The organism is Pseudomonas sp. Pse79 (genome assembly GCF_024519615.1).
GTDB classification, from domain to species: domain Bacteria; phylum Pseudomonadota; class Gammaproteobacteria; order Pseudomonadales; family Pseudomonadaceae; genus Aquipseudomonas; species Aquipseudomonas veronii.
This window is the reverse complement of record NZ_JALJRR010000020.1, coordinates 52,494-70,924: the sequence shown is the minus strand read 5'-3', so window position 1 is coordinate 70,924 and position 18,431 is coordinate 52,494. Positions and strand designations below refer to the sequence as shown.

Here is an 18,431-nt window from a genome sequence, read left to right as displayed (position 1 = left end):
TCAACAGCTCCCACAGCGGATACAGGCCTCTTCGCTTAAACCGTGCGGGAAAACTGGCCTTTGTGCGCGCCGCCCAGGTAGGCGTCAAAGGCCATCGCCACGCTGCGCACCATCAGTTGGCCCTTGGGCAACAGTTGCAGCGCATCGGCCTGGATCAGCAATAACCCGTCCGCCACCTGCTCGTCCAATTGCAGCAGTGCCTCGGCGAAATAGTCGTTGAAGCGCACGCCATGGGTGGCCTCGATCTGTGGGAAGTCGACTCGACCATCACACATCAGGCCATTGATCACCTCGCGGCGCAGTACGTCATCCGGGTTGAGCCGATAGCCGCGCTGCACCGGCAGCATCCCCGCGTCGAGTCGGGCGTAGTACTGGGACAGTTCCTTGACGCTCTGGCTGTAGCTGTCACCGACTTTGCCGATGGCCGACACGCCGAGGCCGATCAGGTCGCAGTCGGCGTGGGTCGAATAGCCCTGGAAGTTGCGCTGCAAGGTACCGTTGGCACGGGCCAGCGCCAGCTCGTCGTCGGGCAAGGCGAAGTGGTCCATGCCGATGTAGACGTAACCGGCCTCGGTCAGGCGGCGGATGGTCAGTTCCAGCAGTTCCAGCTTGCGCGCCGGCGGCGGCATGTCTTCGGGACGGATCATGCGCTGGGCGCGGATCTGGCTCGGCAGGTGTGCGTAGCTGTAAGCCGCCACCCGATCAGGGCGCAGGGCGATCAGCTTGCTCAAGGTCACGTCGAAGCTGTCCACGGTTTGCAGCGGCAGGCCATAGATCAAGTCGACGCTCACCGACTTGAAGCGCGCCTCACGCGCCGCGGCCACCAGTTGCAGGATCTGCGCTTCGCTTTGCACACGATTGACCGCCGCCTGCACGTCGGGGTCGAAGTCCTGCACGCCGAAGCTCAGGCGATTGAAGCCCAGGCCGCGCAACGTGTTGATCCGCTCAACGCTGATGGTGCGCGGGTCGACCTCGATGGAGAACTCATGGGCGTCGCTGTCATCCAGGGTGAAGTGTTCGGCCAGGCAGGCCATCAGCTCGGCCAATTGCGCGTCGTCCAGATAGGTCGGCGTACCGCCGCCCAGGTGCAACTGGGTCAGGCGCCGGGAACGCTCGAACAGCGCCGCCTGCATCTGGATCTCACGCTTGAGATACGCCAGGTACTCCACGGCCCGATGGGTCTTGCGGGTGATGATCTTGTGGCAACCGCAGTAATAGCAAAGGCTCTGGCAAAACGGGATGTGGATGTACACCGACAACGCCTTGGGCGCGGCCACCTCATGGCTGGCGCGGACCGCCTGGTGATAGTCATCCAGGGCAAAGGCGCTGTTGAACTGCGGCGCGGTCGGGTACGAGGTATAGCGTGGCCCCGGTCGGTCGTATTTGTGGACCAGGGCACGGTCGAATTCAAAAGCACTCATGTGTCGATCACCTCGTCGTTGGCGCTGACCGGGGTGGCGAGCACGGCACGTTCAAACAATGCGCAAATACCGTCCACCTGCGGCAGGCCGGCGGGCAGCAACCAGATGAACGTCGGGGACAGCTCGATCAGACCGTCGCGGTGCAGCGCTTCCAGCAACGGCCAGAGGTAGGCGAAATAGCGTGCGAACACCAGGCCGTAGCGCCGTTCCACCGCCTGCACATCCAGCTCCAGGTCACAGGCCAGGCGTTCGGCCACGTGCAGGCGCACCGGGTCAGAGGTTTCGCGGAACCAGCCCCGGCATGTGGCGAGCTGACCATTGCCCAGTTGCTCACGGTACTCGCGGGCATCGGCCGTGTTCTGCGCGCACAACGTGTCGATCTGGCTGATGGCGCCCACGCCGAAACCGATGTGGTCGCAGTAACCGTGCAGGGTGAAGCCTTCGCAGTTACGGCTCAGGCGCCCGCGTTCCTGGGCTTGCTTGAGGTCGTCGTCGGCCCGGGCGAACTGCCCCAGGCCGATGTAGTGATAGCCCGCCGCGGCCAGGAGCTGGAAGCAAATACGGCGCATCGCGCTCTTATCCGCCTCGCTGCTGAACGCCTGGGGTTGTTGGGATTGATAGCGCACAGGCGCATGGGCGTAATCGAATACCTGCAAGCGATCCGGCTCCAGGGCGATCAGGCTGGCCAGTTTCAGCTCGATACTGGCCGGGGTCTGCCAGGCATGGCCGTAGCCGAGGTCGATGTTCACCGAGCGAAACCCGAAGGTGCGGGCCGCATCCACCAGCGATTCGATCGGCGCCGGGTCCTGATACCGCGCCTGGCACAGCGGCCCCTCGCGGTTGGCGTCCGGCACGCCGATGCTTGCATGGTTGAAGCCTTGTTCGCGCAGCAGGCCCATGGTGGCCCAGTCCGTGTGCCCGGGGTCGAGGTCGACGCAGTAGTCACCCCGGTCGTGGTCGAGAAAATTGAAGCGCTCGTGCAACTGCGCCATCAACTGCTGCACCTGGGCGAACGCCGGTGTGGTGCCGCGCAGGTGAAAGTGATCGACCGGCTGGCGGCCGCCGAGTTGGCAGCCGATCAGTTGGATTTCCTGGGTGAGGCTGTGCAAATACTCAGCGCCAACGTCGCCCGCCGGCCAGTGCAGGTTCAATGCCAGGGGCCGCTGGCACTGGCGGCTGTTGCGCAAGGCGCGCAACAGGTCAAGGGAGCCGACACCGGCATGGAAGCGACGGGTGTCCGTTTGGCAAGCCAAGTCCAACACGCCTTGATCGTGACGAAAGCGAGCGGGATGAAGAAGGGTACGCATGACGGACTCCGGTTCGGGCGGCGGTGGTGCATTGTCCGGTGCGCTTGGGCCACACGCCTTGATGTGCATCAAGGTCGCAGCCCCGCCCGTCTACCAGTTCAGGTAAAACATGCCCTTGGCCAGCAGCACAATGGCGACCATGTGCGCGAACAGGCTCAGATGCACCCAGCGGACATAACGCGCACTCACCGAGCCCCAGCGCATGCGCGCCATGGTCAGCAGAAAATGCAGGAGCACGCTGGCCGCCAGGATCAGCTTGAGGGTCAGCAAGGTGCCGAAAGCCGACGCCGACGGCGCAGCCAGCACCGGCAGGTAACGCAGCCAGACCATGCCCAGGCCCGCGCCGAACAGCACCAGCAACACCCACGGCATCAATACCCGGGCACGCTGGCCGACGCCCTGCTCCACCAACACCATCACCCGCGCCGGCAATTGCCGGTGCAGGTGCCCCAGGATCAGCACCTCGAAAAACACCGTGCCGATGAAGATCAGCGCGGCGAACAGGTGAGCCACTAAAAACACGGGGTAAAGCATGGTGGCCTCTCAAGGGGACCGGCCGTTGGGACTTCAGTGTGCGGCCTGGCGCAACGCGTGGCCTTGATACCGATCAAGCGTTGCGAGAGTGCGGCTTACAACAGTGGGATGCTGTAGCTGACGATCAGTCGCGTCTCGTCCTTGTCGGCCGAGTCGTTACCGCGCCACACCGCACCGCGCCAGGTCAGGCCCAGGCCCTTGAACGTGCCCGAGGGGATCACGTAATCGACACGCAGGTCGCGCTCCCACTCGCTGTTGTCGCGACCTGCCGTCTGGATGTGGCTGCCGCGGATGTAGGTCACGCTCGAGCGCAGGCCCGGAAGGCCAAGGCTGCTGAAGTCGTAGGCGTAGCTGCCTACCGTGGCCTGTTCCCCGGCATTGACGAACTTCAGCGACTGGGAGTTGGTGATCAGGTACAGCGAACGGCCCTGCCCCTGGTTGATATGCGGAAAGTCACTTTCACCGGTGGTCTTCTGATAACCGAGACTCAGCGAATGCCCGTACAGCCCGTAAGTGAACAGCGCACTCCACAGGCGGTTGTCGACCTTGCCGGCGTTGACGCCCGCACCGTAATACCCCGAGCTGACATAGCCTTCGCCACGCCCGGCGGCGCTGGCGTTCTTGCCGTCGGCGGTGCTGTAGAAATAGCGCAGGTCAGTCTTGAACTGGCCCACCGGCAACTGCCAGTTGTGGATCAGGCCCAAGAAGTGCTGCTGGTAAAAGTTCTCCAGGTTGGCGTAGTAGTACTGCAGTTGCAGTTGCTTGCTGACGGCGTAATCCACCCCACCGTAGTAGAACTGGTTGCTGGACTTGCCCTTGACCGGATCATTCGCACCGACAATGGACATGCCCTGGCCGTTACTGGAGTTACGGTCCAGTACCTGCTCGATTTTACCGGCGATCAGGTTGAAGCCCTGCAGGTCCTTGGAGTCCACTTGATAGCCACGGAACGTCTGCGGCAACAGCCGGCCGTCTTCAGTCGTCAGCACGGGCAGCTTGGGCATCAGCGTGCCGGCTTTGAACTGAGTCTGGGAGATACGCATCTTGCCGGTGGCGCCGGTCTTGCTGAAGTCGTTGGCGGCCTTGCCATCGGACAACGGGAAAACACTGCCGGGGGTGTTGTCTTCACCAGCCTTGCCCGCGCGCCCCGAGGCGTCCAGGCGCAGGCCATACATGGCTTGCAGGTCCAGACCAAAACCGACCAGTCCCTCGGTGAAACCGGACTGGTAGTTGAACATGAACGCCTGGCCCCACTCCTTATCCGTAGGGGCTTTGGCGTTTCGGGTGTCCTGGTTGTAGTAGAAATTGCGCAGGTCGAGGCTGGCTTTGCTGTCGTCGATAAAACCCGACGCAGCCACCTGCTGCGCGGCGCCCAGGGAGACGGCGAGCGCCATGCAAGTCTTGTGGTTCATGAAGGCTCCTGAAAGTAATTGAGGCGACCCGTCACAGCCCAACCCTGTTCTTTGTCAGTCGGGTGGTGCTGCATCTAACGGGTGCGCGCACGGTATAGCGTTGGGCGGCCGGGAAATAGTCGCTAAAACCGTCATTCAGTTTTTCACTTTTTGTAACAATCGCCGGAGCCCGCGAGCCTCGCCGGGGCGTGCAAGCCTCCACGGGGCGCCGGCGGCGGGCACTTCACGGCACCGGCAACCAAGCGCTGAAACCGCCACGCCGGGTCAGCGGGCACCAGGCGAAGTCCCAGGCGGGAGGCGGCAACGGCGGCTGTTCATCAAGCGCAAACGCGCTGCCCTTCCAATCGAAGACTTCCGAACCCTGCCAGGCCAGGACCACACCCTGGGCCTGGCTGTCATCGGTATCGACCCACCGCGCCGCCGCCGCGGCCATGAACGCGTCGATCGGTTCATCGTCGATCTGCGCGCGGTACGGCGAGACCAGCAGCCAACGGCCGATGTTCAGGTGCCAGGTCCAGTCCTGCGCCAACTGGTTGTGGTAGGCCCAGGTCATGAAGCTGCGAAACAGGTTCAAGCCTTCGGGCGGGTCGAGCTTGAGCAGCGCCGGGCAGATGTCGAACAAGGTGTGCCAATAGGGCAACAGGCGTGCATCCAGATGCACGAAGCTACGCGAATTGCTCGGGTATTCCGGCCGCGCCGGCTCCGTGTGCAGGCGGCGCGCCGCCTTGCTGACCAGGCGGCTGGCGCCGGCAGGCAATAGAGGCTTCATAAAACGCACTCACAGTCGTGACGATAAAACGCCTCCTGATCACAGGAAGCCCAAGGCACACGTCAGAATGCGGGGGATGCGCGGGGGTTGGCCGAGGGCCAGGAATAACGCGGCGGCGCCTTGTTGCGCCGTTCATGGGCCGGCCGCGGGGTCTGGCCGAGGCCCAGCAGCCAGGCCAGGCCGATCAGGAACACGATGGCCACGCTCGCGGCAGCGCACAGCGGGCAGGCAAAGTAGTTCGAGATATCGCTGGAAGCCGGGCTACCCAACCCTTTGTCGGAAAGTGGCGCCTGGTTGCTGTCCACCGAACAGAACGCGCCACCGACACCGTTGAGCTGCTGGCCGAGCATCTGGCCATGACCCAAACCGCACACGAACAGGTTCAGCAGGACACAGAAGTACAGGGTCCAGGCGATCAGCGAACGGTCCGAGCGGCGCAGTTTCATGGCGGCGACTCTACCATCGAAGCCCCACAGGGATGAAGCGCGGCGCGCCCCTGTGGCAGAACGTCGCAGATTACGCGCATCGGCCAGGGTTGGTAGACTTGACGCCCTCCGCGTTTACTCCTTTTCAACGCCTGGCGTATAGATCCAGAGCAAGGCAGGCGCTTCACAGGATGCACAGTTGATGAGTACGTTATTCACCCGCCGCAAGGTCCTGACCGGCATGGGCCTGTTGGGTCTGGGCCTGCTGGCCGGTTGTGACAACAGCCCCAAGTTGAATTTCAAGTACGGCAAGGACTTGAGCGACAAGATCATGGGCCGCACCTTCAAGCTCAAGAATACCCAGGGTGAAACCGTCACCTTGAGTTCGTACCGTGGCCTGATGCCGGTGGTGTTTTTCGGCTTCACCCAGTGCCCGGCCGTGTGCCCGACCACCCTCGCCCGCGCCGCCCAGGCCAAGAAACTGATGGGCCGCGACGGCGAGATCATGCAGGTGATCTTTATCACCCTCGACCCCGAGCGCGACACGCCAGAGATCCTCGACCGCTACGTCAAGGCCTTCGACCCCAGCTTCGAAGCGCTGTACGGCACCCCGGAAGAGATCGCCGTGGCCGCCAAGGAATTCGGGATCTTTTATGAAAAGGTCCCCGCCGGCGACACCTACACCCTGTCCCACACCGCCACCAGTTTCGTGTTCGACACCCGCGGCAACCTGCGCCTGGGCCTGTCGGCATCCCTTAACGCTAAAGAGTGTGCAGAAGACCTGCTCACCGTCATGGAGGTCTGCTAATGACTGCCGTTCAACACCTCAAGCGCACCCTGATCGGCCTGTCCCTGCTGGGCCTCGCCGCGCACGCCAGCGCCCAGGTCCAGGTCAGCGACGCGTGGGTGCGCGCCACGGTGCCGGGCCAGCCATCCAGTGGCGCGTTCATGACCGTGACGGCCGACAGCGACAGCAAACTGCTGCGCGTCGCCTCGCCGGTGGCCAAGGACGTGCAGATCCATGAAATGAGCATGAAGGACGACGTGATGCGAATGGGCCCGGTGGACTCGATCACCCTGCCCGCAGGCACCCCGGTCAAGCTCGACCCGGACGGTTATCATGTGATGCTGATGGGCCTGACCGGGCAGATCAAGGAAGGCGACCAGGTGCCGCTGACCTTGACCGTGGAAAACGCCAAGGGCGAGCGGCAGACCGTCGAGGTCAAGGCCGCTGCCCGCGGGTTGGATGGCATGGCCCATGGCAAGATGCATTGATGGGCTGGCGCCGGTTCAATCCACGATGAACAGCTTGGCGCCAACCTGCGTCGAGGAGCGATGCCCTTCCATGTTGTTTCCCACCTGATAACTCATTCCGGCCGTCAGCGTGAATTGGCGGCCATCTTCCAGTTCCGTGTGCAGCTCGCCTTCGAGGCACAGCAGCACATGCCCACGCCAGCACCAGTGATCGGCCAGGTAGCCGGGGGTGTATTCGACCATGCGTACACGGGTGGTGCCGAAGTGGCCAGTGCGCCACCAGGCACTGCCGGTGATGCCTGGATGAAGCTCGGGTTCGAGGGTGGACCAGTCGGTGATGCCAAACGGGACAGCAGTGAGTTCCATGGTGGGCTCGGTCGTCAGTTAACGTGAACCGACCCTAACCACCTGGAGTGCTGCGCGACAGACACAGATCGCCGGCTTTTTTGGGATACACGCCCACTGCAACCCCGACGGCGAGTGGTGAATCGCCTCATCGTGCCCCACCTACCCGCACCGCCGGTAACGGGTGGCCGCATTCAACCTCGCATCCAGCACCAACTCCTCGATCCTGAGCGTCCTCGCCAGCGCTTCGAGGTGATCCAGCATCGCCTTGCCATCGCCTGCCGAGGCCCTTTGCATCCGATATTTATGCTCACTTCCCAGCTTAATAATATTTTATTAAAAACCGCCCGGCCCCTACCTTGAAGTCATGCCCAAGCTGAATCCAACTGCATTACGCAAGGACAGACACATGACGCAAGCAATCACCCAAACAGACACCCTGGTGGTAGGCGCCGGCCAGGCCGGCGTGGCCATGAGCGAGCATTTGAGCAAGCACGGCGTGCCGCACCTGGTGCTGGAACGCAGCCGGATCGCCGAGCGCTGGCGCAGCGGCCGCTGGGATTCGTTGGTGGCCAACGGGCCGGCCTGGCACGACCGTTTTCCCGGCCTGGCCTTCGAAGGGCTCGCCCCGGATGCCTTCGCGCCGAAAGAGCGCGTGGCGGATTACTTCGAAGCCTATGCACGCCAGTTCAATGCGCCGATCCGCACCGGCGTGGAAGTCACCTCGGTGCTGCGCAATGTCGGCCGCCCCGGTTTTACCGTACACACCAGCGACGGCGTGATCGAAGCCAACCGCGTGGTGGCGGCGACCGGGCCGTTCCAGACGCCGGTGATCCCGGCGATCGCGCCGACAGACACGGCGCTGCATCAGATCCATTCCGCCGACTATCGCAACCCCGGCCAACTGCCCCAAGGCGCGGTGCTGGTGGTGGGCGCCGGCTCGTCGGGGGTGCAGATCGCCGATGAACTGCAGCGCAGCGGCCGCCAGGTGTACCTGTCGGTCGGCGCCCACGACCGCCCGCCGCGTGCCTATCGCCAGCGTGATTTCTGCTGGTGGCTCGGTGTGCTGGGCGAATGGGACCAGGCCGCGATCAAGCCCGGCCGCGAACACGTGACCATTGCCGTGAGCGGCGCCCACGGCGGCAAGACCATCGACTTCCGTGAGTTGGCCCTGCGCGGCATGACCCTGGTCGGGCCCACCGAGTCTTTCCATGGCGGCGTGGCCACCTTCCAACCCACCCTGCTGGAGAACCTCGCACGCGGCGACGAAAACTACCTGGCCCTGCTGGACGCGGCGGATGCGTATATCGAACGCAACGGCCTCGACCTGCCCGTGGAGCCCGAAGCCCGGCGCATCTTCGCCGATGCCGAGTGCGTGAAACAGCCGATCCTGCAACTGGACCTGGCCCGCGCCGGCATCACCTCGATCATCTGGGCCACCGGCTTTGCCGTGGATTACCGCTGGCTGAAGGTCGATGCGTTCGACGCCGCCGGCAAGCCGCAGCACCAGCGCGGCGTGTCCAGCGAAGCCGGCATCTACTTCCTCGGTTTGCCCTGGCAGTCGCGCCGTGGCTCGTCGTTTATCTGGGGCGTGTGGCACGACGCCAAATACCTCGCCGACCATATCGCCACCCAGCGTCAGTACCTCGAATATCGCGTCGCGGCCCCGCTCGTGCGCCCGTCTCCTGTCAGCGCCTGATCATTTTTCCCGGAGTTTTTTGATGCCTACCCACACGCGCATCCGCATGTTCAACACTAAACAAACCTACCCCAACCAGAGCCTGGACAACGACCTGTGCCAGGCCGTGCGCGCCGGCAACACCGTGTATGTGCGCGGCCAGGTCGGCAGCGATTTCGACGGCAACCTGGTCGGCCTCGGCGACCCGCGTGCCCAGGCCGAGCAGGCCATGCGCAACGTCAAGCAACTGCTGGAAGAAGCCGGCAGCGACCTCAGCCATATCGTCAAGACCACCACCTACCTGATCGACCCGCGCTACCGCGAGCCGGTGTACCAGGAAGTCGGCAAATGGCTCAAGGGCGTGTTCCCGATTTCCACCGGGCTGGTGGTATCGGCCCTGGGCCAGCCGCAGTGGCTGATGGAAATCGATGTGATCGCCGTGATTCCCGAGTAAGGAGCCGTACATGACCTTTTCAATCGTCGGCCGTTGCGCCGACACCGGCCAACTGGGCATCGCCATCAGCTCTTCGAGCATCGCCGTCGGCGCACGCTGCCCCTGGCTGCGGCCGGGTGTCGGTGCGGTCGCGACCCAGAACATCACGCTGCCGGCCCTCGGCCCGGACGTGCTCGACCTGCTGCAACAAGGCCTGGCCCCCGCCGCCGCCATCGATGAGGCGCTGACCCGCAACGGCTACAGCCAATACCGCCAACTGACCGCGATCGATCACCTGGGCCGCAGCGTGCATTTCAGCGGCAGCCAAACCCTCGGCAAGCACCACGCGGTGTCGGGCGAACAGTGCGTCGCGGCCGGCAATATGCTCGCCGACCGCGCAGTGATCGAGGCGATGGTCCAGGCCTTCGAGCAAGGCGAAGGCCAACTGGCCGAGCGACTCTTGGCCGCGATGCATGCCGCCATCGCCGCCGGTGGCGAAGCCGGCCCGGTGCATTCGGCCGCGTTGCAGGTGGTGGGCGAGCTGACCTGGCCGATCATCGACCTGCGGGTGGATTGGGCCGACGCCAACCCGATCGGCCAACTGCACACGCTGTGGGATGCCTATCGCCCACAAGTGCAGGCCTACATCGACCGCGCCCTGGCCCCCGACCACGCGCCCGGCTATGGCGTCGCCGGGGACGAGCGATGAGCCGCAGCCGCGCGTTGCTGCAGACGCTGGTGGGGTTCGATACCACCAGCCGCGAGTCCAACCTGCAGTTGATCGCCTTTGTGCGCGATTACCTGGCGAGTCACGGCGTGGCCAGCGAACTGATCTACAACGAAGCCCGCACCAAGGCCAACCTGTTTGCCAGCATCGGCCCGGTGGAGGTGCCCGGGATTGTGCTGTCCGGGCATACCGATGTCGTGCCGGTGGATGGGCAGCCGTGGAGCATGCCGCCGTTTGAACTGACCGAACGCGACGGCCGGCTGTTCGGCCGGGGCACTGCGGACATGAAGGGCTACATCGCCTGTGTGCTGGCCCTGGTGCCGGCGCTGGTCGCGGCGACGCTGCGCCGGCCGGTGCATATCGCCCTCTCCTACGACGAGGAAGTCGGTTGCCTGGGCGTGCGCTCGTTGCTCAGCGTGCTGGCGCAACGGCCGGTGAAGCCGATGCTGTGCATCATCGGCGAACCGACCGAACTCAAGCCGGTGCTCGGCCATAAAGGCAAGCTGGCGATGCGCTGCGATGTGCATGGCGCGGCCTGTCATTCGGCGTATGCGCCCCATGGCGTGAATGCGATCGAGCATGCCGCCGAATTGATCGGCGAACTGGGACGCATCGGCCAACGGCTGCGCGATAAGCAGGATGCGCGCTTTGATCCGCCGTTCAGTACGCTGCAAACCGGGGTGATTGGCGGGGGCAAGGCGCTGAACATCGTGCCCGCCGACTGCCGGTTTGATTTTGAGGTCCGCGCGCTGCCGGGCCAGGCCCCGCAAGCGGTGGCGGATGAATTGCGCGCCTACGCCGAGCAGCAGGTATTGCCGCGCATGCAGGCGGTGAGCGCGCAGAGTGCGATTCGCTTTACCGAGCTGTCGGCGTATCCGGGGCTGATGACCGATCAGCAGAGCGAGGCGGCCGAGTTGATCGCGGCATTTTGCGGCTCGCGGGCGTTCGGCACGGTAGCGTTCGGCACCGAGGGCGGGTTGTTCGACGCGGTGGGCATTCCCACGGTGGTGTGCGGGCCCGGCAGCATGGACCAGGGGCATAAGCCGGACGAGTTTGTGAGTGTGGCGCAGTTGGCACAGTGCGATCAGATGTTGCACAGCATGCTGAACGCGCTGCGTTGACGGCCCTCGGCTGTGCCGGCGACATACCCTGCATCAATCGCTACCCGCAGCTGATGGAACCTTACTTGAAGGCGGCCCACATAGGAAAACGGCTAATAGCCGTTTTCACTTCAACAGCCTTTGAGTATTGACCATGATAGGAATTCCACCGCACTCGCCGTTGAACAACCCGCTCAACGCTGCGCCGCCTGAAGAGTTGCGTCAGCGCCCCGAAGCGGGTGTACCTGACAGGGAAAGCATACGCATGGGCGTAAGAGAAGAGGATGCATACCGCACGCTGGATGTCTTTTTTGACGTGGCAGAAGCTAACGGCATCAAGGATCTGAACCCGAGCCACGGCAGGCCCTACCTCGATAACAACTTGAACCCGCCGGGCAACGTGGTGCCGCTGTCCGTCCACTTCCGCCCGGACCGTCCGGATGACACTTACAGCCCGGGGCACTTGAAGGCGGTCAACAACTTCGGCACACAACTCGACGCACGGTTGAAGCAACTGAACATCCGGAATGTCGGGCCCGAGGAGTAATCCCAGCGCCGATCCGAGTTGACGCCTGCGTGACCCAGGACAGCCGGGCCGATGCGTTGTTGGCCCAGGCTTGAGCGCGCCGATCAGGCGAGCAAACGCGCCAGCTCCTCGCGGCAGTAATCGACGAACAACTGCACCGGCTTGGTCAACGGTGCGCGGCGCAACCACACGGCCGACAAGCCCGAGCCGGTGACGGTTTCCGCCAGCGGCAGGCACACGACTTTCTGGCCGTCATAGGTGTACTCGGTAAACGGCCTGGTCACCAGGATCGAAAAGCCAAACCCGCGCCCCACCATGCCCCGCACCATCTCGATCGACGGCGAGCTGAACACGATGTTCGGCGTCAAGCCGCGCTCTTCAAAGATGCTCACGAAGTACGTGCGGCTCGGCAGTACATCCAGCAGGATCATCGGCTCCAGCACCAGGTCCGCGAGCGACACCTTGGCCTGCTGCGCAAAGCGGTGATCGGCCGGCAACAGCGCATACGGCTGCTGCGGCGGCATCAACGGCGTGGTCTCGATGGTCGCGCCCAGGTCATGCTCGAACAGCATCGCCACGTCGATACTGCCGGCCGTCAGCGCCTGCACCAACTCCTGCTGCTCGCCATCGCGCATGCGGATTTCCACCCCCGGCCAGCGCGCCTTGAAACCGGCGATCAAACGCGGCAGGTACAGCGGCGCGACGGTTTCAAAGCAGCCGATATCGATCTGCCCCGCCACCACGTCATTGTCGGCCAGCGCGTTCTGCTCGAACTCGTGGGCCACCCGCAGCAGCTCCAGCGCCTTGCGATAAAAGCGCGCGCCGCTGGGGGTGAGCGACACGCCCTGGGCGTGATGGCGGATAAACAACTGCACGCCAAAGCTGTCTTCCAGTTGCTTGATCGCGGTGGACACCGACGGTTGCGCGATATACAGCTTGCGCGACGCCTCGGCGACGCTGCCGCACTCGGCCGTGGTGACGAAATATCTGAGCTGGCGCAGGTTATAGGCAGCCATCGGGCCCTCCGCAAATGTGGGACTTCGCCCCAGGACACAAGCGGGCAACATACCGGAGCGCGTGGCCACGCGAGATACTTTTTTTAAGGTCTATAGCAACAAACTTACTAATTTACCTCCCCGCCCCCATTGCAGATGATCGCTCCAACAACAAAGCGCCGCTGAGCGGCGCACAGCGAAGTACGTCAACGTACTCACCTTGCCTTGGAGCTCGTCATGGTTACCACTGCAACATCCAGCGCCCCGCTTATCGAAAAACACACGATTGGATACGTGCCCCCGGAAGATCGCCACGGAAAGGTAAGAGACCTGTTCACCCTGTGGTTCGGCGGCAACATCGCGCCGTTGCCGATCGTCACGGGTGCGCTGGGCGTGCAACTGTTCCACCTCAACCTGATCTGGGGCATCGTCGCCATCCTCGTCGGCCACCTGGTCGGCGGCGTGCTGATGGCATTGCACTCGGCCCAGGGCCCGCAGATGGGCATCCCGCAAATGATCCAGAGCCGCGCACAATTCGGCTCCCTCGGCGCGTTGCTGGTGGTGGTGATCGCCGGGGTGATGTACATCGGTTTCTTCGCCTCCAACATCGTGCTGGCCGGTAAATCCCTGCATGGCGTGGTCGACAGCGTGCCCGTGCCGGTGGGCATCGTGATCGGCGCCATCGGTTCCGGGATCATCGGCATCATCGGCTACCGCTTCATCCACGTACTCAACCGCATCGGCACCTGGGTACTGGGCGCGGGGATCGTGCTGGGTTTCGGCTACATCTTCAGCCATATACAGACCAGCGACTTTCTGACCCGCGGCAGCTTCAACCTCTCCGGCTGGCTGGCCACCGTGTCCCTGGCGGCGCTGTGGCAGATCGCATTCGCGCCCTACGTCTCCGACTATTCGCGCTACCTGCCGGCCGACGTACCCGTCGCGTCGACCTTCTGGACCACCTACCTGGGCTCGGCGCTGGGTTCGAGCCTGTCGTTCATCTTCGGCGCCGTCGCGGTGCTCGCCACCCCGATGGGCATGGACACCATGGACGCGGTCAAACTCGCCACCGGCGCCATCGGCCCGTTGATGCTGGTGCTGTTCTTGCTCAGCGTGATCAGCCACAACGCCCTCAACCTGTACGGCGCGGTGCTGTCGATCATCACCCTGGTGCAGACCTTCGCCTACCGCTGGATCCCCACCGCGAAAAGCCGCGCCGTGATCTCGATCATCGTACTCGCGACCTGTTCGGTGGCCGCGGTATTCGCCTCGAAAGACTTTATCGGCCACTTCGTCGACATGGTCCTGGTGCTGCTGGTGGTACTGGTGCCGTGGACGGCGATCAACCTGATCGACTTCTACGCGATCCATAAAGGCAAGTACGACATTGCATCGATCTTCCGCGTGGACGGCGGGATCTACGGGCGCTACAACCCCCAGGCGCTGCTGGCCTATGCGGTGGGGATCGCGGTGCAGATTCCGTTCATGAACACGCCACTGTACGTGGGGCCGATTTCGCAGCACATCAACGGCGCGGATTTGTCGTGGGTGGTGGGGTTGGTGGTGACGTCGCCGTTGTATTTCTGGTTGGCGAGTCGGGACAGTGCGTATAAGCGGCGGATGGCGGAAGGGACGCTGGTGGGTGGAGTTTGAAACAGCCTGTCGGTTGCGCCTCGATTAACCGCACCTTATAGTTCGCCCCGTCGCTGGCATTGGTCGGCGACAGGGTTTCGCAGCCCTACACAATAGAATCAACCTGCACAGTCATCAGACCCTCAGGCGGCGTCCGTCTGCGCCTCGTTTATGGCGGCTGTGCGTGGGAGACCTTCGGGTCTGCCGGGGGTGATTCTTCCTGGTCTGCGAACCCGCGCACAGTTGCCACCCAATCTGTTTCGCAGCAGCAAGGTGGTGATTCTTTTTAGCCAAATAGAATCGAACCTCATGACCAATCAAAATCCGCCCCGCCGCTTCACCCCGATGTCCCAAACCGCAACCGACTACCCGGTCCTGCTGATCGACAGCGACGCCCCGCTCAGCGAGTTGCACGCCTGCGCCAGCGAGCGCCTCAATGCCGCGCTCGCCTACCTGCACCTGATGGCCTGTTCCAAAGTGTCCGACTATGCAGAGCACGACATCAATACCGTCGCCAACACCGCCCGGATCATGGTCCAGGATGTGGCGGATGTGTTTACGGTGATGGAACGGCGTGGGTTTGATTCGCCTGCGGTGAGTTGATGTAAGTGCTGAGGAAACCCGCTTTGGCGGGTTTTCTGGTTTCTGGCGAACTGGAAGTTGGCGCGTGAAGTGGATTTGATGGCGTTTGTGCCGCCGCCATCGCAGCCTCGCTGGGGCTCGACAGCTCCCACCGTTGACCGAGACCGGCCTCCAGACGTGGGTCGGTCATCAAGCCCCGTCACTTGGCCCCGTTAAACCACGCTGGCCGAACATCCTGGTCGACCCAGAGGCCACAATGGCGGCGCTATAGACACCCGGCTATCATGTGGCCTTTCGCTTACCCTCCGAGGAAACCGCATGCCCGCCCTCTCCTTTCGCAACGCCCTCCCCAGCGACGCCGCCCATTGCTTCGACATCGAAACCACTGCCTACGAAGGCGACGAAGCCGCGACCCTGGAAAAGATCGCCACGCGCATTGCGCAATACCCGCAAGGCTTTTTGATCCTGGAGGCAGATGGCGAGGTGGTGGGCTTCATCAACAGCGGCTGCGCCCACAAGGTGGTGATGTCGGATGAGGCGTTCAAGGAGTTGGTCGGCCATGCGGCCGAGGCGCCGAATGTGGTGATCATGTCGGTGGTGGTCGCCCCGGCGCACCAAGGCAAGGGCTATTCCACCGCGTTGATGCGCGAGTTTGTGCAGCGCATGCGCGCGCTGGGCAAGCAGACGATTCACCTGATGTGCAAGGACCGCCATGTGGCGCTGTACACACGCCTGGGCTACCGCTACGTGCAGCCGTCGGCGTCGGATCATGGCGGGATGGCGTGGCACGAGATGGTGATGGCCTTTTAATAGCCTCCCTGGGAACTTATCCCTGTTGCAGCGCCCAACAAGGCACCACGAATTGACTCGGAGTGCTTTGATGTCCAGGGCACGTATCAGCCGCTTGTTGACCTCCTCTTTGATCGCAGCCCCGTTGATGGCCATGGTGCCGGTTGCATTCGGTGCCACTGCGCAGGACATCGAGCACCTCAGAAACTTATCCGTCGACCAGTTCCTCCGGGAGGCCAAGCAACGCGCCGAGGAGCAGGCGCGCCAGGAAGCCAGGGAAAAGCAGTTGCAGGAAGAGGAGGTACGCGCTTTATTGGTCGAAAAACCCTGATCACGCCCACACTCAATCGTATAAAGAACTGTCTAGACGCTTGTCGGACAACGGGCCACAAGGAATCCAGCGCGATGCAGCCTCCTCTCATTGAAATCAGCGACCAGCCCAACCCCGACGCCGAACGCATCCTCGGCAACGGCCTGGCGGCGTTCAACGAACAAGCCACCGGCTACCATGACCGACGCCCGCTGAGCGTGCTGGTCAAAGACCCGCACACCCAGCAGGTGCTCGGCGGCATCACCGGCCGGAGCGCATTCGGCACGGCCTTCCTCGACCTCTTCCACTTGCCCGAGACCCTGCGCGGTTCCGGCATCGGCAGCCGATTGCTGCGCGCCTTCGAAGACGAAGCCCGACGCCGCGGCTGTCGCAATGCCGTGCTCTACACCATCAGCTTCCAGGCGCCGGGGTTCTATGAGAAGAACGGTTGGGTGCGGTTTGGCGAAATCGCCTGTGAACCCGAGGGCAACAGCCGGGTGTTTCTGTCGAAACAGCTGTGAGATTCAGGCGTTCACTCGTTGGAGATCAACGTGCCGCTACCGACGGGTGAATAGATGATGGCCTGGGTATCCAGGTTCTTGATGCCCGAGCTGATTTCTTCAATCCATCGATACAGCCTCCCAAAAGCAAACCAATATCATTTGCGCACAACCCGACGCTTTGGTTTAATCGCGACCAATTCTTATTTACGCCAAAGCCTTTGCGCTGGATGGACAGTGTGTCGACCTCCTTCACCCACCTCTATGGCACCCACCACAGCTGGCTGCTCGGCCTGCTGCGGCGGCGCCTGAACGACCGCTGGGATGCCGCCCGTTGGCCGAGACCGATCACGTCGGCCAACGCTCCTACCTGGCCACCATCGCCCGTGGCCTGTGCATCGACCACTGGCGCCGCCGCCAACTGGAACGCGCCTGGCTGCAAACCCTGACCGAACGCCCGGAAGCGCAGCAGCCGTCGCCGGAGCAGCGGGCGATCATCGTCGAAACCCTCTACGAAGTGGACACGATGCTCGCGCGCCTGCCGAAGAAGGTCAGCGAGGCCTTTTTACTCGCGCACTTGCACGGCCTGCCCTACAAGCAGATCGCCGTACAGCTCGGCGTGTGCGAGCGCATGGTCAAGAAGTACATGGCCCAGGCCCTGCTGCACTGCGCGATTCTGGAAGCCGAACTCGACGGGATGCTGGTGCAATGAGCCGCCCCGGCCAGCTCAGCCACGCCAGCCTGGAGCAGGCTGCGCACTGGTACGTGCGCCTGCAGGCCCCAGGCGGTGCGCTCGAACAGTTGCGCTGGCAAACCTGGGTTGCGCAAAGCCCCGAGCACCTGGCGGCCTGGCAGTACGTGCAGCGCGTCAGCCAGCGTTTTGCGCCGTTGCTGGAGCAACCCCATGGCGCCAGCCGGGCCTTGCGCAGCTCGCGGCGCCAGACGCTCAAGACCCTGCTGGTGCTGGGTGTCGGCTCGACACTGGCCTGGGGCACCTGGCGCCACAGCCCCCTGCCCCGCCTGGCAGGCGGCTGGAGTGCCGACTATGCGACCGCCAACGGCGAGACCCGCGACGCGCTGCTGACCGATGGCAGCCATGTGTGGTTGAACGCACTGAGCGCGCTGGATGTGCGCTTCGATGCCGCGCAACGCTTGCTGCGCCTGCGCTTTGGCGAAGTGTTGATCGACACCGCCAAGGACCCCAACCGTCCGTTCCTGGTGGACACCGAACAAGGCCGGCTGCAGGCGCTGGGCACGCGCTTCAGCGTGGTGCAAGGCGATGAACATACCCAGCTCACGGTGTTCGAGGGCCGGGTGCGGGTGAGTACGCTCAACCCGCACCCACGGATTGTCGACACCGGCCAACAGCTGACGTTTACCCGCAACCACTTCAACACCGCCAGCGTCGCCTCCCCGGCCCGTGAAGCCTGGAGCCGTGGCGTGCTGCTGGCGGACAACCTGCCGCTCGGCGAGTTGATCGCCGAACTCAACCGCTATAGCCCCGGCCACCTGGGCTGCGACCCGGCCGTGGCGCAGTTGCCGGTGATGGGTTCGTTCCCGCTCAAGGACAGCGACCAGGCCCTGCACCTGCTGCAAGCCGCGCTGCCGATTCGGGTCGAGCGGCCGATGCCGTGGTGGGTCAGCGTGGGGCCGCAGTAAAAAACTTCACCCGCCAGTTCCCTTTTTCGACAC

At 63.6% G+C, this 18,431-nt stretch carries 21 protein-coding genes and 2 pseudogenes; 14 read left to right on the top strand and 9 right to left on the bottom strand.

The annotated features are described in order from the left end of the window. Positions 1–35: 35 nt before the first annotated feature. The 6 genes from hemN to NR164_RS22570 form a co-directional block, all read right to left on the bottom strand. Complete coding sequence (hemN, locus tag NR164_RS22595) at positions 36–1,421, bottom strand: oxygen-independent coproporphyrinogen III oxidase (protein ID WP_046383783.1); 1,386 nt, start codon at positions 1,419–1,421, stop codon at positions 36–38. Next, positions 1,418–2,728, bottom strand: coding sequence for a coproporphyrinogen III oxidase (locus tag NR164_RS22590; protein WP_046488404.1), 1,311 nt, complete (start codon positions 2,726–2,728; stop codon positions 1,418–1,420). The genes hemN and NR164_RS22590 overlap by 4 nt, the downstream gene beginning before the upstream one ends. A 90-nt stretch (positions 2,729–2,818) precedes the next feature. Then, positions 2,819–3,262 carry a CopD family copper resistance protein gene (locus NR164_RS22585; protein WP_046383785.1) on the bottom strand — a complete coding sequence of 148 codons (444 nt, stop codon included), beginning with the start codon at positions 3,260–3,262 and terminating at the stop codon, positions 2,819–2,821. Positions 3,263–3,357: 95 nt separating this feature from the next. Next, positions 3,358–4,674 (bottom strand): OprD family porin, encoded by a 1,317-nt coding sequence (locus NR164_RS22580; protein ID WP_104903393.1) that lies wholly within the window; start codon positions 4,672–4,674, stop codon positions 3,358–3,360. A gap of 223 nt (positions 4,675–4,897) precedes the next feature. After that, positions 4,898–5,443: a putative natural product biosynthesis protein gene (locus NR164_RS22575; protein ID WP_079443602.1), complete on the bottom strand. Its 546-nt coding sequence runs from the start codon at positions 5,441–5,443 to the stop codon at positions 4,898–4,900. 62 nt (positions 5,444–5,505) lie between these two features. Then, positions 5,506–5,889: a DUF2946 domain-containing protein gene (locus tag NR164_RS22570; RefSeq protein WP_057004801.1), complete on the bottom strand. Its 384-nt coding sequence runs from the start codon at positions 5,887–5,889 to the stop codon at positions 5,506–5,508. Positions 5,890–6,070: 181 nt separating this feature from the next. On the opposite strand from NR164_RS22570, the gene NR164_RS22565 reads away from it, so the two are divergent. Both NR164_RS22565 and NR164_RS22560 read left to right on the top strand, forming a co-directional pair. After that, complete coding sequence (locus tag NR164_RS22565) at positions 6,071–6,676, top strand: SCO family protein (protein WP_046383789.1); 606 nt, start codon at positions 6,071–6,073, stop codon at positions 6,674–6,676. Beyond that, positions 6,676–7,143, top strand: coding sequence for a copper chaperone PCu(A)C (locus NR164_RS22560; protein ID WP_177034042.1), 468 nt, complete (start codon positions 6,676–6,678; stop codon positions 7,141–7,143). Before NR164_RS22565 ends, NR164_RS22560 begins: the two co-directional genes overlap by 1 nt. A gap of 15 nt (positions 7,144–7,158) precedes the next feature. Here NR164_RS22560 and NR164_RS22555 read toward each other — a convergent pair whose 3' ends face one another. Both NR164_RS22555 and NR164_RS22550 read right to left on the bottom strand, forming a co-directional pair. After that, entirely contained in the window at positions 7,159–7,488 is a 330-nt protein-coding gene (locus NR164_RS22555; RefSeq protein ID WP_177034044.1) for a DHCW motif cupin fold protein, read from the bottom strand. Between the two features lie 18 nt (positions 7,489–7,506). After that, positions 7,507–7,746 (bottom strand): annotated as a pseudogene (locus tag NR164_RS22550) (GNAT family N-acetyltransferase); the annotation flags it as partial. Positions 7,747–7,834: 88 nt separating this feature from the next. On the opposite strand from NR164_RS22550, the gene NR164_RS22545 reads away from it, so the two are divergent. The 5 genes from NR164_RS22545 (at position 7,835) to NR164_RS22525 (ending at position 11,952) form a co-directional block, all read left to right on the top strand. Continuing rightward, positions 7,835–9,166: a flavin-containing monooxygenase gene (locus NR164_RS22545; RefSeq protein WP_372340297.1), complete on the top strand. Its 1,332-nt coding sequence runs from the start codon at positions 7,835–7,837 to the stop codon at positions 9,164–9,166. A gap of 22 nt (positions 9,167–9,188) precedes the next feature. Next, positions 9,189–9,599, top strand: coding sequence for a RidA family protein (locus NR164_RS22540; protein ID WP_046383793.1), 411 nt, complete (start codon positions 9,189–9,191; stop codon positions 9,597–9,599). A gap of 10 nt (positions 9,600–9,609) precedes the next feature. Further along, positions 9,610–10,287 carry a DUF1028 domain-containing protein gene (locus tag NR164_RS22535; protein WP_256823285.1) on the top strand — a complete coding sequence of 226 codons (678 nt, stop codon included), beginning with the start codon at positions 9,610–9,612 and terminating at the stop codon, positions 10,285–10,287. Further along, positions 10,284–11,426, top strand: a complete 1,143-nt coding sequence (gene argE / locus NR164_RS22530) for an acetylornithine deacetylase (RefSeq protein WP_256823284.1) — start codon at positions 10,284–10,286, stop codon at positions 11,424–11,426. Before NR164_RS22535 ends, argE begins: the two co-directional genes overlap by 4 nt. 133 nt (positions 11,427–11,559) lie before the next feature. Continuing rightward, positions 11,560–11,952 (top strand): hypothetical protein, encoded by a 393-nt coding sequence (locus tag NR164_RS22525; RefSeq protein ID WP_141123522.1) that lies wholly within the window; start codon positions 11,560–11,562, stop codon positions 11,950–11,952. 83 nt (positions 11,953–12,035) lie between these two features. On the opposite strand, the gene NR164_RS22520 is transcribed toward NR164_RS22525, so the two are convergent. Next, positions 12,036–12,947 carry a LysR substrate-binding domain-containing protein gene (locus tag NR164_RS22520; protein WP_046383797.1) on the bottom strand — a complete coding sequence of 304 codons (912 nt, stop codon included), beginning with the start codon at positions 12,945–12,947 and terminating at the stop codon, positions 12,036–12,038. 216 nt (positions 12,948–13,163) lie between these two features. On the opposite strand from NR164_RS22520, the gene NR164_RS22515 reads away from it, so the two are divergent. From NR164_RS22515 to NR164_RS22485, 7 genes and pseudogenes are all read left to right on the top strand, one after another. Then, the gene (locus tag NR164_RS22515) at positions 13,164–14,579 is read left to right on the top strand and encodes a cytosine permease (protein WP_256823283.1); all 1,416 of its coding nucleotides are present in this window, start codon (positions 13,164–13,166) and stop codon (positions 14,577–14,579) included. Positions 14,580–14,867: 288 nt separating this feature from the next. Then, complete coding sequence (locus tag NR164_RS22510) at positions 14,868–15,161, top strand: hypothetical protein (RefSeq protein WP_046383799.1); 294 nt, start codon at positions 14,868–14,870, stop codon at positions 15,159–15,161. Positions 15,162–15,458: 297 nt separating this feature from the next. Further along, a complete protein-coding gene (locus tag NR164_RS22505) occupies positions 15,459–15,950 on the top strand; it encodes a GNAT family N-acetyltransferase (protein ID WP_102617916.1) in 492 nt (163 codons plus the stop codon). Between the two features lie 70 nt (positions 15,951–16,020). Beyond that, positions 16,021–16,260 (top strand): hypothetical protein, encoded by a 240-nt coding sequence (locus NR164_RS22500; RefSeq protein WP_256823282.1) that lies wholly within the window; start codon positions 16,021–16,023, stop codon positions 16,258–16,260. A 74-nt stretch (positions 16,261–16,334) separates the two neighbouring features. Further along, positions 16,335–16,760 (top strand): N-acetyltransferase, encoded by a 426-nt coding sequence (locus NR164_RS22495; protein WP_198718141.1) that lies wholly within the window; start codon positions 16,335–16,337, stop codon positions 16,758–16,760. A 209-nt stretch (positions 16,761–16,969) separates the two neighbouring features. Then, positions 16,970–17,451: pseudogene (locus NR164_RS22490) on the top strand (sigma-70 family RNA polymerase sigma factor). Continuing rightward, positions 17,448–18,398 (top strand): FecR domain-containing protein, encoded by a 951-nt coding sequence (locus NR164_RS22485; RefSeq protein ID WP_079443595.1) that lies wholly within the window; start codon positions 17,448–17,450, stop codon positions 18,396–18,398. Before NR164_RS22490 ends, NR164_RS22485 begins: the two are co-directional and overlap by 4 nt. The last annotated feature ends 33 nt before the right edge of the window (positions 18,399–18,431 follow it).